Source organism: Ramlibacter alkalitolerans (assembly GCF_016722765.1).
Classification (GTDB): Bacteria; Pseudomonadota; Gammaproteobacteria; order Burkholderiales; family Burkholderiaceae_C; genus Ramlibacter; species Ramlibacter alkalitolerans.
Genome location: NZ_JAEQND010000005.1, coordinates 203,114 through 216,451 on the forward strand (window position 1 = coordinate 203,114; position 13,338 = coordinate 216,451).

Genomic DNA, 13,338 nt, shown 5'->3' on the forward strand with positions numbered 1-13,338 from the left:
TTCGCAACCCCGCTGCTGGCGCTGACCATGCTGCTGGCGGCCTGCGGCAACAAGGAAGAAGCCGCGAAGAAGACGGCCGCCACCGGCAAGCCCGCCCTCACGGTGAACATCGTGACGCCGCAGCAGGCGATGCTGCCGGTGACGCTCGCGGCCAACGGCAACCTCGCCGCCTGGCAGGAAGCCAGCATCGGCGCCGAGGGCAACGGCCTGCGCATCGCCGAAGTGCTGGTGGGGGTGGGCGACCGCGTGCGGCGCGGCCAGGTGCTGGCGCGCTTCGACGCCGGCACCCTGCACGCCGAAAACGCCCAGGCCCAGGCCGCGCTGGCGGAAGCGGAAGCCGCCGCCGCCGAGGCCGCCAACAACGCGGCGCGCGCCCGCACCCTGTCGCAGACGGGCGCGATGAGCGCTTCGCAGATCAACCAGTACATCACGGCGGAAGCCACGGCGAAGGCGCGCGTCGCCGCCGCGCGGGCGCAACTTCAGCAGCAGCAGGTGCGCCTCGCGCAGGCGGCCGTGCACGCGCCCGATGACGGCGTGATCTCGGCGCGCGCGGCCACCGTGGGTGCCGTCGTCAACAACGGCACCGAGCTGTTCCGCCTGATCCGCAAGGGCCGGCTCGAATGGCGCGCCGAAGTGACTTCGGCGGAGCTGGGCCGGATCAGCACCGGCACCCACGCGCTCATCACCGCCACCAGCGGCGCCCGGCTGGAAGGGCGCGTGCGCATGATCGGTCCGACGGTGGATCCGCAGACGCGCGTCGCGATCGTCTACGTGGACGTGAACCCGCTGCCCGGCCCGGCAGCGGGCAGCGCGCGCGCCGGGATGTTCGCGCGCGGCGAATTCGAGCTCGGCGCCGCACCGGCGCTCACCGTGCCGCAGCCCGCGGTGGTGGTGCGCGAGGGCTTCAGCTATGTGTTCCGCGTCAATCCCGACAACCGCGTCAGCCAGGTGAAGGTGCAGATCGGCCGCATCGCGGGCGACCGCGTGCAGGTGCTCTCCGGCCTCACCGCGGACATGAAGCTGGTCGCCAGCGGCGGCGGCTTCCTCAACGAAGGCGACCTGGTGCGGCTGGCCGACACGCCCGCCAGCGCCACGCCGGCGGCTGCGGCCGGCGCCGCTTCGGCCGCAGCCGCCGCCTCGGCGCCGTCGTCGGCGTCCTCCGCTTCCGCCGCGGCGAGCGCGACGCGCTGAGGCAGGAGGCCCCGCATGAACGTCTCGGCCTGGTCCATCCGCAACCCGATCCCGTCGGTGATGCTGTTCGTGCTGCTCACGTTCGGCGGCCTGCTGTCGTTCCGGGCCATGAAGGTGCAGAACTTCCCGGACATCGACCTGCCGACGGTGCTGGTCACGGCCTCGCTGCCGGGCGGATCGCCGCAGCAGCTGGAAACCGACGTCGCCCGCAAGATCGAGAACGCGATCGCCACGGTGCAGGGCCTCAAGCACATCATGACCAAGGTGCAGGACGGCGTCGTCACGCTCACGGTCGAATTCCGGCTCGAGAAGCCGGTGCAGGAGGCGGTGGACGATGTCCGTTCGGCGGTCGCGCGGGTGCGCTCCGACCTGCCCTCGGACCTGCGCGACCCGATCGTCAACAAGCTGGAGCTGGCCAGCCAGCCGATGCTGGCCTTCACGATCGCCTCGCGCAGCATGGACGACGAGGCGCTGTCCTGGTTCGTGGACAACGAGCTGTCGCGCAAGCTGCTGGCGGTGCCGGGCGTCGGTGCGGTCAACCGCGTGGGCGGCGTCACGCGCGAGGTGCGCGTCGCCATCGATCCGCTCAAGCTCGAATCGCTGGGCCTCACGGTGGCCGACCTCTCGCGCCAGCTGCGCCAGGTGCAGGTGGAAAGCGCCGGTGGCCGCACCGACATCGGTGGCGGCGAGCAGCCGGTGCGCACGCTTGCCACCGTGCAGACGGCGCGCGAGATCGGCCAGATGGACATCGCGGTCGCCGCCAACCGCAAGGTGCAGCTGCAGGACGTGGCCGAGGTCAGCGACACGATCGCCGAGCCGCGCGCGGCCGCCCTGCTCGATGGCAAGCCGGTGGTGGGTTTCGAGGTCTCGCGCAGCCGCGGCGAGAGCGAAGTGCAGGTCGGCGCCGCGGTGCACCAGGCGCTGGAGCAGATCAAGGCGCAACGCCCGGACCTGCAGCTCACGCAGGCCTTCGATTTCGTGACACCCGTCGAAGAGGAGTACGAGGGCTCGCTGCACCTGCTGTACGAAGGCGCCGCCCTGGCCGTGCTGGTGGTGTGGCTGTTCCTGCGCGACGTGCGCGCGACCTTCGTCTCCGCCGTGGCGCTGCCCATGTCGGTGATCCCGGCCTTCATCGGCATGCACCTGCTCGGGTTCTCGATCAACGTGGTGACGCTGCTGGCGCTGTCGCTGGTGATCGGGATCCTGGTCGACGATGCCATCGTGGAGGTGGAGAACATCGTGCGCCACGTGCGCATGGGCAAGACGCCCTACCAGGCGGCGATGGAAGCGGCCGACGAGATCGGCCTGGCCGTGATCGCCACCACCTTCACGCTGATCGCGGTGTTCCTGCCCACCGCCTTCATGAGCGGCATCGCGGGCAAGTTCTTCAAGCAGTTCGGCTGGACGGCGGCGCTGGCCGTGTTCGCTTCGCTGGTGGTGGCGCGCATGCTCACGCCCATGATGGCGGCCTACCTGCTCAAGCCGTCCAAGGCGGAACACGGCGACCCAACCTGGATGCGCTGGTACATGCGCGCGGTGAACTGGAGCATGCAGCACCGCATCAAGACGATGGTGCTGGCGACGCTGTTCTTCTTCGGCTCGGTGGCCCTCATCCCGCTGCTGGACACCGGCTTCATCCCGCCGGACGACAACTCGCAGACGCAGGTGTACTTGGAGCTGCCGCCCGGCTCCACCCTGCAACAGACCAAGGCCGCCGCGGAAGAGGCGCGCCGCGCCGTGCGGACGGTCAAGGACGTCAGGAGTGTCTACACGACGATCGGCGGCGGCAGCGCGGGCGGCGACCCGCTCGCCAACGTCGGCGCGGCGGAAGCGCGCAAGGCGACGCTGACCATCCTGCTCACCGAGCGTGGCGAGCGGCCGCGCAAGCAGGTCATCGAGAACCAGATCCGCACCGCGCTGGAGCGCCTGCCGGGCGTGCGCAGCAAGGTCGGCCTGGGCGGCTCGGGCGAGAAGTACATCCTGGTGCTCACCGGCGAGGACCCGAAGGCGCTGGCCGATGCGGCGCTGGCGGTGGAGAAGGGCCTGCGCACCATCCCCGGCCTCGGACAGATCGCGTCGACGGCAAGCCTGATCCGCCCCGAGGTGGTCGTGCGGCCGGACTTCGCGCGTGCCGCCGACCTGGGCGTGACCAGCCAGGCGATCGGCGATACCTTGCGCATCGCGACCTCCGGCGACTACGACGTCGCGCTGCCGAAGCTGAATCTCGCGCAGCGCCAGGTGCCCATCGTCGTGAAACTGCGCGAGGATGCGCGGCAGGACCTCAAGACGCTGGAGCGCCTTTCCGTGCCCAGCACGCGCGGCGGCACCGTCATGCTGGGACAGGTGGCGACGCTGGAGCTCTCGGGTGGGCCGGCGGTGATCGACCGCTACGACCGCTCGCGCAACATCAACTTCGAGATCGAACTGTCAGGGCAGCCGCTCGGCGAGGTGGCCGAGGCGGTGCAGCAGTTGCCGGCCGTGAAGAACCTGCCGCCGGGCGTGCGCGTGGTGCAGGTGGGCGACGCCGAGATGATGGGCGAGCTGTTCGCCAGCTTCGGGCTCGCCATGCTCACCGGCGTGCTGTGCATCTACATCGTGCTGGTGCTGCTGTTCAAGGACTTCCTGCACCCGGTGACGATCCTGAGCGCGCTGCCGCTGGCGCTGGGCGGCGCCTTCGTCGGCCTGCTGCTGGCGCACAAGAGCTTCTCGATGCCTTCGCTGATCGGCCTGATCATGCTGATGGGGATCGCGACCAAGAACTCGATCCTGCTGGTGGAGTACGCGATCGTCGCGCGGCGCGACCATGGGATGAGCCGCTTCGAGGCGCTGCTCGATGCCTGCCACAAGCGGGCGCGGCCGATCATCATGACCACCATCGCGATGGGCGCGGGCATGCTGCCGATCGCCATCGGCCTGGGCGCGGCCGACCCGAGCTTCCGCTCGCCGATGGCCATCGCCGTGATCGGCGGCCTGTTCACCTCGACGATCCTGAGCCTGCTGGTGGTGCCGGTGGTGTTCGAGGTGGTGGACGATGTGGAGCACTGGGGGCGCCGCCAGGTGAAGCGGCTGCGGCGTCGCAGTCCCCGCGCGAAAGAGGCGGTCTCGTAGGCTGGTGGTGAGCCGCGCCAGCGCGCGAACCCCAGCGCTGGGGTTCCGGCGCTTCGCGCGTCACCGCCAGCCTACGAGCCGGCCTTGATCTTCTGAACCAGCTGGCTGGTCGAATACCCGTCCACGAACGGGATCGCCAGCGCCCGGCCGCCATAGCCTTCGACCAGGGCCGTCTCGGCCAGCTTGCGCATGTCGTAGTCGCCGCCCTTGACGTAAACGTGCGGCCGCAGCTCCGACAGCAGTTCGACCGGCGTGTCCTCGTCGAACCAGGTCACCAGGCTCACCGATTCCAGGGCGGCGATCACGATCGCGCGGTCCTGCTCGTTGTTGAGGGGCCGGTCGGGCCCCTTGCCCAGGCGGCGCGCCGAAGCATCGGTGTTCAGCGCCACCACCAGGCTGCCGCCGACCGCCCGCGCCTGGGCGAGGTAGGTGACGTGCCCGCGGTGCAGCACGTCGAAGACGCCGTTGGTGAAGACCACCGGGCCGGGCAGCTGCGCCAGCCTCGCCGGCGCCTCCCGGCGGCCGACGATCCTGGACAGGAACGCCGGCTGGCTCACGCCGGCTGCGGCGCCCCGCCCTCGGCGGAAGAGCCCAGGCTGGCCTGCATTTCCTTGCGGAACCGGTTGAGTTCCTGCACGGACTTGAAGCTGCGGTCCATCAGCAGGCTCAGGTTGTGCAGGATGCGCTCGACGACCTTGTTTTCCCACACCGGGTCGAAGTGGATCTGCTCGTCGAGCCAGTGCTCCAGCCACTCGGGGTTGGGCAGGCGCGACTGGATCGTGTCGCGCGGGAACAGGGCCTTGTTCACGTGCAGGTTGGTCGGGTGCAGGGCCTGCGCGGTGCGGCGCGCGCTGGCCATGAGGACACCCACCTTGGCGAATGCGGCGCGGGCCTCGTTGCCGAAGTTCTGGATCGCGCGCTTCATGTAGCGCAGGTAGGCGCCGCCGTGGCGGGCTTCGTCCTGGCTGAGCGTCTGGTAGATGTGCTTGATCACCGGCTCGGTGTGCCATTCGGCGGCACGCCGGTACCAGTGGTTCAGGCGGATCTCGCCGCAGAAGTGCAGCATGAGCGTCTCGAGCGCGGGTGCCGGGTCGAACTCGAAGCGGACCTGGTGCAGTTCCTCCTCGGTGGGCACGAGGTCGGGACGGAAGCGCTTGAGGTACTCCATCAGCACCAGCGAATGCTTCTGTTCCTCGAAGAACCAGATCGACATGAAGGCGGAGAAGTCGCTGTCGTCCCGGTTGTCGCGCAGGAACATCTCGGTGGCGGGCAGGGCGGCCCACTCCGTGATGGCGTTCATCTTGATGGTGTGGGCCTGTTCCTCGGTCAGCAGCGAGGCGTCGAACCTGTCCCACGGGATGTCCTTGTCCATGTCCCAGCGGACGGACTCGAGTTGCTTGAACAGTTCGGGATACAGCATGGCCTGGGTTCTGGAGTAACCCTTCATTTTAGGAGATCGGGTTTTCCCTTGCCGGCCGTTGGGCACCCGGATGTCCCTTCCGACATCCGGGGCGCCGCGCAGGGTGAAAATGGAATCCCGCGCCCCCACCGGAGTGTTCGATGAAAAGCCTGGCCGCCCTCGCCGCCGTCCTGACCGGTTCGCTGCTCGCCGGCCCGGCGCCCGCCGTCGCGGCGACGCCCGCCGACGGTGCGCCGCAGGCGGGTTCTTCCTGCCCGGCGTTGCTGCAGTACACCTTCCCGCGCCTCCAGGACGAAAAGCCGCAGGCGCTGTGCCAGTACCGGGGCCGCGTGCTGCTGGTGGTGAACACCGCCAGCTACTGCGGCTACACCCCGCAGTACCAGGGCCTGGAAGACCTGTACTCCCGCTACCGCGACAAGGGCCTGGTGGTGCTGGGCTTCCCGTCGAACGACTTCAACCAGGAAAGCGGCGACAACAAGCAGATCGCCGACTTCTGCGAGAACACCTTCGGGGTCAAGTTCCCGATGTTCGGCAAGACTTCGGTAGCCGGCAAGGATGCCAATCCGCTGTTCAGGCAGCTGGCGGCCCAGACGGGCAAGGCACCGGCCTGGAACTTCCACAAGTACCTGATCGGGCGCGATGGCAAGGTCGTGGCCCAGTTCGCCAGCCGCACGACGCCCAGCGATCCCCAGCTCCTCAAGGCGCTGGAGCAGCAGCTGGCGGCCCACTGACGGGATGCCCGCTGCACCGCAGTGTCGCGTGTGCGCATCTGTACTCACAATTATTTACGAACTCATCGCATTTCGGCCGGAACCGTCGGGTATTTGCTTGACTCCATCGCAAGGAGGAAGGGATTTCCGGTTTTGATGCTGCGAAGACGTTCGGGCCCCTGGTCGCGAATGCAATCCTGAGGCGACTCTTCTCCTCCTCCCTCCCTCCCTCTTCGTTTCGGGGCGCTTCGCAGCACTTTTATGCAATGGAAAAGCCGCCCGTGGGCGGCTTTTTCGCGTGCCGGGCGGCGCGTCAGGCGGGGATCGTGTCGGCGAAGCTCGTCCGCTGCGCCAGCTTTTCCTGCAGCTTCGCCAAGTTCGGGTAGGGCGTGCGCCAGTCGATCTCCGGGAAGCGGAAATCCAGGTAGCCCAGGGCACAGCCGACCGCGATGTCGGCCAGGCTCAGGTAGATGCCGGCACAGAAGGGCTTGTCGCCCAGGCCCTGGCTCATGGCCTTGAGGCTGGTCTGCGTCTTGGCGAGCTGGCGGTCGATCCAGGCCTGGCAGCGCTGCGGCTTGGCACGGCCCGCCCAGTGGGCTTCGAGCCGGGCGAGGATCAGGGCGTCGAGCACGCCGTCGGCCAGCGCTTCCCAGGTCTTGACCTCGGCACGCTCGCGGCCCACGGCCGGAATGAGCTTGCCCACCGGCGACAGCGTGTCCAGGTACTCCACGATCACGCGCGAGTCGAACAGCGCCTCGCCGCCTTCCATCACCAGGCAGGGCACCTTGCCGAGCGGGTTGGAATGCATGATGGTCGTGTCGGCGGCCCATACGTCCTCTTCCACGAACTGGTAATCCAGCTTCTTCTCGGCCATCACGACGCGCACCTTGCGCACGTAGGGGCTGGCGGTGGATCCGATCAACTTCATGGGAGCTGCCTGGCGTGTTCTGTTTCTGGGAGGGGGAACGTCCGGATTCATTCTAGGGGAATGGATTTCAAGCGCTGTCGTGGGCCTGCGACAGGACGCCGTCGGGGGGCTGCGAGACGCGCCGCCTAGAATTGCGCCATGCCCCTTTCCACGATCTCCGCGCTGTCCCCGCTGGACGGGCGCTACGCCGCGCGGCTGGCACCGCTGCGTCCCCTGATGAGCGAACAGGGCTACATGCACAAGCGCGTGCAGGTGGAGGTCTGCTGGTTCATCGCGCTGTCCGATGCCGGCTTCGCCGAATTCCGGCCGCTCACGCCCGGGGCACGCACCTACCTCCTGGGCCTGGTGAAGAACTTCTCCGAGGCCGATGCCGCCGCGATCAAGGACATCGAGAAGACCACCAACCACGACGTCAAGGCCGTGGAGTACTGGATCAAGTCGAAGTTCGACGCCCGGCCGGAACTGCGCGCGGCCAGCGAGTTCGTCCACTTCGCCTGCACCAGCGAGGACATCAACAACACCAGCCACGCGCTGCAGCTGAAGGGGGCGCGCGAGCAGGTGCTGCTGCCGGCGATCGACGCGGTGATCGCGAAGATGCGCGAGATGGCGCACCAGTACGCGGACGTGCCGATGTTGAGCCGCACGCACGGCCAGACCGCCAGCCCCACCACCGTGGGCAAGGAGGTCGCCAACGTCGTGGTGCGCCTGGCGGCGGCGCGCGAGAAGATCGCGTCGGTGAGGCTGCTGGCCAAGATGAACGGCGCCGTCGGCAACTACAACGCGCACCTGGCCGCCTGGCCCGACTTCGACTGGGAGGCCTTCAGCCGCAAGGTGGTGGAATCGCACGAGCCGCTCGGCCTGGGGCTGACCTTCCAGCCGTACAGCATCCAGATCGAGCCGCACGACTACATGGCGGAACTGTTCGACGCCGTCGCGCGCGTCAACACGATCCTGATCGACTGGTGCCGCGACGTCTGGGGCTACGTGAGCCTCGGCTACTTCAAGCAGAAGCTGCGCGCGGGCGAGATCGGCTCCTCCACCATGCCGCACAAGGTCAACCCGATCGACTTCGAGAACGCCGAAGGCAACCTGGGGCTCGCCAATGCGCTGCTCAAACACCTGGCGGAGAAGCTGCCCGTCTCGCGTTGGCAGCGCGACCTGACCGATTCCACGGTGCTGCGCAACATGGGCGTGGCGCTGGGGTATGCGGCGCTCGCGTACCACGCCTTGGGCGCCGGCCTCGCCAAGCTGGAACTGAACGAGGAAGCGCTGCGCACCGATCTCGACGCCGCGTGGGAAGTGCTGGCCGAACCGATCCAGACCGTGATGCGCCGCTACGGCGTGCACGGCGCCTACGAGAAGCTCAAGGAAGTCACGCGGGGCAAGGTGGTCTCGGCGCAGGACCTGCACGGCCTGATCCGCTCGCTGGAGATCCCGCAGGAAGAAAAGGACCGGCTGCTGGCCATGACGCCCGCGTCGTACACCGGCAAGGCCGCCGAACTCGCGCGCCGCGTCTGAAGGCGGCACGCCCTTGGCCCTCAAATCCACCGTCTTCAAGGCGCAGCTCGCCGTGGCCGACATCGACCGCGGCTATTACGCCGACCACGCGCTCACGCTGGCGCGCCATCCCAGCGAAACCGACGAACGCATGATGGTGCGGCTGGCCGCACTGGCCTTCCACGCGCACGAACTGCAGACGGTCTGCGGCGGCGACGGCACGCTGGCCTTCGGCAAGGGGCTGTCGGACCCCGAGGAGCCCGATGTGTGGCTGCGCGATTTCACCGGCCTCACGCGCCTGTGGATCGAGGTGGGCCAGCCCGATGAAGTGGCGCTCGCCAAGGCCTGCCGCCAGTCCGAGCAGGTGGCGGTGTATGCCTTCCATCACGCGGCCGAAGTGTGGTGGAAGGGAATCGCCACCAAGCTCACGCGGCTGCCGAACCTGTCCGTCTGGCGCGTCCCGACCGAGGCTTCGCAGGCATTGCAGAAGCTGGCACAACGCTCGATGCAATTGCAGGCGACGATCCAGGAAGGCGTGCTGATGCTCGGGGATGCGAGCCGGCATGTGGACATCGAACCGGTCCGCTGGAAATAGCGCGCTGGTGGCTGCGCTCGTAGGCTGGTGGTGACGCGCGAAGCGCCGGAACCCCAGCGCTGGGGTTCGGCCTGTCGGCGCTCACCGCCAGCCTACGCGAACGGCCAGCTCAAGGCATCGGCCGCCCGCAGTTCCAGCACGACTCGAACCCTCCCTCCACCAGCTCCCCGCACGCGCACCGCCAGCGGCGCTGCGGTAGCTGTTGCAACTGGCGCAGCAGCACCCGCGCGGGCTCCAGCTGCTCGTCGTGCATCACCCAGATCTCCGGCAGGCACTGGTCCGGCGGCAGCTCGCCGGCGACGCTGGAGAGGAACTGGCGCTGCACCGAGGCCTCGATGCCGGCCTGGCGCAGCGTGTCTGCCCACATCGAGGCGATCGCGATGTTGGGGGCTTGGGTGAGGCGCCGCACGTTCAGGACGGCGCGGCCGGCGTGGCGGGCGGGGCGCCCGCGCCTGCGCGCTCCGCGTAACGATTGAAGCGCCAGGCGCTTGCCTGCAGCGTGATGCGGCGCCACACCTGGCGCTTGGCGGCCGGTGTCATGGCGGGCCAGTGCTGCACCTCGTCGAAGCTGCGCCCACAGCCCTTGCACAGCGTGTCGCCCTGGGAGGTGGAACAGATCGCGATGCAGGGCGTGTCGGGTTGCGTGTCGTACCAGGCCTTCCACGCCGCATAGGCTTTCGCCGGAAAGCCGCGTTCGTCGGCTCCATCCTCGTGGTGGAACACCATCAGCGCATACACCTCGGCCAGCGCGCGCAGCTCCGGCGCGAGCGTGACGCCATCCGGCGAGGGCTTGCGCTCGCGCCAGTAGTTGATGGCGGCTTCGAGGTCTGTGATGTGGATGCCGGCCATGGCAAGGCAATGAGCGTCCGACATCATAGGGCCGCGTGGATCAGCGGGACGATGCTGCTCCACTGCCTGAGGCGGCCCGTGGCAAATTCGGCGATCACTCCTCGTACGGAGGCTGCGCATCGGCCGCCGCGGCTGTGAAATACGACGCGATCAATGTGGCCCGGGCGCAACGAGCGCTCATCGGGCGCGACCGGCGAACTGGCATGGCAGCACAATGCAGCGGCGCCGGAAGGCAGGCCGAGCGCTGCCTTCAAGAGATCGGAACGGAGAGTCATGTTGAGTGTGGTTAGCCAGAACAACGTCATAACAACGTACAGGTATTACGCCCCCATCTACGACCGTCTCTTTGGCCGTGTGCTGGAAGACGGGCGTCGGAAGATGTGCCGCCTCGTGGAGCGGCTTCGCCCGACGGACCTGCTGGAGGTCGGCGTCGGCACGGGCCTGACCCTGCATCGCTATCCCCCGGAGACGAATATCACGGGCGTCGACCTGTCCCAGGAAATGCTGGACAAGGCGCAAGACAGGGCTCGTTGTCCTCGGACCGGTCGCCTCCAACTCCTGCGCATGGACGCCGAGGCTCTCCAGTTTCCAGACGACAGCTTCGACTGTGTCGCCGTTCCCTACGTCCTGTCGGTGACCCCCGACCCCCATCGTCTCGTGGCCGAGATACGGCGCGTCTGCAAGCCCGACGGGCACATCCTGATCCTCAACCATTTCAGTGGCAGCGGCTTCTGGATGTTCTTCGAATGGATGTCCAGCCGGCTGGCAAACAGGATCGGCTTTCGCTCGACTTTTGCGTACGCGGAGCACATCGAACGTCATGAGTGGCAGGTGCTCTCGGTGCAGAACGCCAATCTCATGGGCCTGTCGAAACTGGTCCACATCCGAAATGTCAAGCGCGCCTGATCCGCAGCGTATGCTGACGGCGGCATTGCTGGAGGCGTTGGCATGGCTGGCTCCTGCCGCGGCCTTCCTCTGGATCTATACGAGCAGGTTGGGCGCCACGTCGGCTGCGGTGCTGCCGCACTTGGGTGTCGTGGGCGCGCTTGCGGCGGTGACGGTATTGATCCGCTGGCTGCTTGCTTGCGTGTCCGGCCGCAAGGCGTCGGCCGCGGGCGGCGCGCTGCTCACCGCCACGGTGCTCCTTGCACTTTGCCTCTATTACATCCTGGCGGTCGTCGGCTTCGGGGCCTGGGGCTACCTGGTGTCGTGGGGGCTCCTGTCAACCTACGTGCACCAGATCTCGTACATGCCGGACGTGTTCGGCCCGATCGTGTACGTGGCGGGGGGGTTGCTGCTCGTCCTCTTTCTTGCACTGGTGGCATGCATTCATGCGTTCTACAAGCGAAGAGACTGGGTGCCCGCTGCGATCGCACGCGCTCCACGCGTGATGGACGCTGCCGGATGCGCAACCGTCCTCGTGTTGGCCATCTTCGCTTGGCGCTACACGGAGGCTCCCCCGACCACGGACGGCGAGCCGCTAGCCCTGAGCTTCTGGCCGGATCCCTTTTCCCGCAAGTTCCAGCACAATCATCTCCCACAGAGTGCACAGCTCGCCCGGGACGAGCTTGCCGCGCGGGCGGCCTACGCCAATGTGCAACGGCGGCCGGGGAGCAACGTCATCCTGATCGTTTCCGACGCCCTGAGGTCGCGCAACATGGGGGTGTACGGGTACGCGCGTCCGACCACCCCGTTCCTGAGCGGGGCGGTGGCGACCGGATCGGCGACCCGGCTCCGGCGAGTCCAGAGCGTCTGCGCCGAATCTGCCTGCGGCCTGCTGGGCATCGCGAGTTCCCGGTACGTCCACCAGTTTGTCGACAAGCCCCTTGCGCTGGCAGAAGTCCTGCGCCTGCATGGCTACGAGGCACACATGGTGTTGAGCGGCGACCACACCAATTTCTATGGGCTGCGGGCCATGTACGGACAGGTGGACAGCTACTTCGACGGGTCCATGGCGCGCTGGGCCTACGCCAACGACGATGCGAACGTCCTCGGGGCACTGAAGCAGCTGAAAACGCGTTCGGCGCAGGGGAATTTCCTCCAGGTCCACCTCATGGCAGCCCACGTGGTGGGGCGCCGCTCGCCACCGGAACGCTTCGGCGAGGAGGAGAACTATTTCCCGCCCCCGCCCAAGTCGCCATCGGAGGAGCAAAGACAGAGGTTCGTCAACTTCTATGACAGTGGCGTGCAAAAGGCGGACGAGACCATTGGCCAACTGCTGGACGTGCTGCGCAGCAAAGGCTTGCTGGACGACGCGATCGTGATCGTGACCGCCGACCATGGGGAGTACATCGGCGAGCGCGGCCTCTATGCACACGCCAAGGGCGTCTTCAGTGAAGTCGTGGACATCCCGCTGGTGCTCATGACATTCGGCAAGGCTGCGCCGCTACGCATCAATGAAGGTCGGCTGGCTTCGCAAGTCGACATTGCGCCCACCGTGCTGTCGCAACTGGGAATCCCAGTCCCGGCGACGTGGTCAGGGGTGCCTCTGCAGTCGGCGGCCGCGCCGGGCGGGCGCCAGGTTCATTTCCAGCAAGGCGCCGAGTTCGGAGTGGTCGAACGCAAGCAGGACGGCCGCACCTGGAAGTACTGGATCGACGCGCGCACTGGCCAGGAATTCGCCTTCGATCTCGACACGGACCCGCTGGAATCCAGCAACCGAGCGGCTCAGCTGGATCCTTCCGATCGCAAGCGCTGGCGCACGGTCCTGACACCGCTGGAAGTCAACGCACGCGAATTCGTGAGTTCGCACTGAGCTTGCGATCCGCGCGAGACGGCCGGCGCGAACGCAAACGCCCAAGCTGTGGTCTAATCGTCGTTCGCGAAGGGGAGTAGCTCCCGGCCCGCGGCCCTGCAGGGGCGCGGAGTCATCGGCCCGCCGTCAATACGAAGCGCAAGCTTCCGGCGCGCCGGGCGGCAGTCACCAGCACTGCAGCCGAGCAAGACCTTCGATCGGGCCCGCGCGGCCTGGATCGAGCCCCGTCCGCCTCCACGTACGTGTTGCGATCCGTTCCGCCGGGTGATTTTTTCTGCCCTTTCG

Annotated in this window: 12 protein-coding genes; 7 read left to right on the top strand and 5 right to left on the bottom strand. The window is 67.7% G+C overall.

What is annotated here, in order from left to right:
* The first annotated feature begins 27 nt into the window (after positions 1-27).
* Positions 28-1,191, top strand: a complete 1,164-nt coding sequence (locus JI746_RS10355; protein ID WP_201689525.1) for an efflux RND transporter periplasmic adaptor subunit — start codon at positions 28-30, stop codon at positions 1,189-1,191.
* 15 nt (positions 1,192-1,206) lie between these two features.
* Positions 1,207-4,299 carry an efflux RND transporter permease subunit gene (locus JI746_RS10360; protein WP_201689178.1) on the top strand — a complete coding sequence of 1,031 codons (3,093 nt, stop codon included), beginning with the start codon at positions 1,207-1,209 and terminating at the stop codon, positions 4,297-4,299.
* A 71-nt stretch (positions 4,300-4,370) separates the two neighbouring features.
* On the opposite strand, the gene rfaE2 is transcribed toward JI746_RS10360, so the two are convergent.
* Positions 4,371-4,856, bottom strand: coding sequence for a D-glycero-beta-D-manno-heptose 1-phosphate adenylyltransferase (gene rfaE2, locus JI746_RS10365; RefSeq protein WP_201689180.1), 486 nt, complete (start codon positions 4,854-4,856; stop codon positions 4,371-4,373).
* Complete coding sequence (locus tag JI746_RS10370) at positions 4,853-5,719, bottom strand: ferritin family protein (protein ID WP_201689182.1); 867 nt, start codon at positions 5,717-5,719, stop codon at positions 4,853-4,855. Before JI746_RS10370 ends, rfaE2 begins: the two co-directional genes overlap by 4 nt.
* 140 nt (positions 5,720-5,859) lie before the next feature.
* On the opposite strand from JI746_RS10370, the gene JI746_RS10375 reads away from it, so the two are divergent.
* Entirely contained in the window at positions 5,860-6,450 is a 591-nt protein-coding gene (locus JI746_RS10375; protein WP_201689183.1) for a glutathione peroxidase, read from the top strand.
* Between the two features lie 292 nt (positions 6,451-6,742).
* Here the strand turns inward: JI746_RS10375 and JI746_RS10380 are convergent, their stop codons facing one another.
* Positions 6,743-7,357: a glutathione S-transferase N-terminal domain-containing protein gene (locus tag JI746_RS10380; RefSeq protein WP_201689184.1), complete on the bottom strand. Its 615-nt coding sequence runs from the start codon at positions 7,355-7,357 to the stop codon at positions 6,743-6,745.
* Between the two features lie 138 nt (positions 7,358-7,495).
* Here JI746_RS10380 and purB point away from each other — a divergent pair, with 138 nt between their 5' ends.
* Both purB and JI746_RS10390 read left to right on the top strand, forming a co-directional pair.
* A complete protein-coding gene (gene purB / locus JI746_RS10385; protein WP_201689186.1) occupies positions 7,496-8,875 on the top strand; it encodes an adenylosuccinate lyase in 1,380 nt (459 codons plus the stop codon).
* 13 nt (positions 8,876-8,888) lie between these two features.
* Positions 8,889-9,449 (top strand): YaeQ family protein, encoded by a 561-nt coding sequence (locus JI746_RS10390; RefSeq protein ID WP_201689187.1) that lies wholly within the window; start codon positions 8,889-8,891, stop codon positions 9,447-9,449.
* Between the two features lie 109 nt (positions 9,450-9,558).
* Here JI746_RS10390 and JI746_RS10395 read toward each other — a convergent pair whose 3' ends face one another.
* Both JI746_RS10395 and JI746_RS10400 read right to left on the bottom strand, forming a co-directional pair.
* Positions 9,559-9,858, bottom strand: coding sequence for a putative signal transducing protein (locus JI746_RS10395; RefSeq protein WP_201689190.1), 300 nt, complete (start codon positions 9,856-9,858; stop codon positions 9,559-9,561).
* A gap of 2 nt (positions 9,859-9,860) precedes the next feature.
* Positions 9,861-10,298, bottom strand: a complete 438-nt coding sequence (locus tag JI746_RS10400; protein WP_201689192.1) for a DUF3717 domain-containing protein — start codon at positions 10,296-10,298, stop codon at positions 9,861-9,863.
* Positions 10,299-10,451: 153 nt separating this feature from the next.
* Between JI746_RS10400 and JI746_RS10405 the strand changes: the two genes are divergently transcribed.
* Together JI746_RS10405 and JI746_RS10410 are read left to right on the top strand one after the other, a co-directional pair.
* Positions 10,452-11,204: a class I SAM-dependent methyltransferase gene (locus tag JI746_RS10405; RefSeq protein ID WP_201689194.1), complete on the top strand. Its 753-nt coding sequence runs from the start codon at positions 10,452-10,454 to the stop codon at positions 11,202-11,204.
* 10 nt (positions 11,205-11,214) lie between these two features.
* Positions 11,215-13,053, top strand: coding sequence for a sulfatase-like hydrolase/transferase (locus tag JI746_RS10410; RefSeq protein ID WP_201689199.1), 1,839 nt, complete (start codon positions 11,215-11,217; stop codon positions 13,051-13,053).
* Positions 13,054-13,338: the final 285 nt, after the last annotated feature.

Excerpts from the sequence above, each read along its gene's own strand:
- JI746_RS10380 (WP_201689184.1), bottom strand. The coding sequence starts at position 7,357 with ATGAAGTTGATCGGATCCACCGCCAGCCCCTACGTGCGCAAGGTGCGC.
- JI746_RS10360 (WP_201689178.1), top strand. The coding sequence starts at position 1,207 with ATGAACGTCTCGGCCTGGTCCATCCGCAACCCGATCCCGTCGGTGATG.
- JI746_RS10375 (WP_201689183.1), top strand. The coding sequence starts at position 5,860 with ATGAAAAGCCTGGCCGCCCTCGCCGCCGTCCTGACCGGTTCGCTGCTC.
- JI746_RS10410 (WP_201689199.1), top strand. The coding sequence starts at position 11,215 with ATGCTGACGGCGGCATTGCTGGAGGCGTTGGCATGGCTGGCTCCTGCC.
- JI746_RS10355 (WP_201689525.1), top strand. The coding sequence starts at position 28 with ATGCTGCTGGCGGCCTGCGGCAACAAGGAAGAAGCCGCGAAGAAGACG.
- JI746_RS10400 (WP_201689192.1), bottom strand. The coding sequence starts at position 10,298 with ATGGCCGGCATCCACATCACAGACCTCGAAGCCGCCATCAACTACTGG.
- purB (WP_201689186.1), top strand. The coding sequence starts at position 7,496 with ATGCCCCTTTCCACGATCTCCGCGCTGTCCCCGCTGGACGGGCGCTAC.
- JI746_RS10405 (WP_201689194.1), top strand. The coding sequence starts at position 10,452 with ATGTGGCCCGGGCGCAACGAGCGCTCATCGGGCGCGACCGGCGAACTG.
- JI746_RS10370 (WP_201689182.1), bottom strand. The coding sequence starts at position 5,719 with ATGCTGTATCCCGAACTGTTCAAGCAACTCGAGTCCGTCCGCTGGGAC.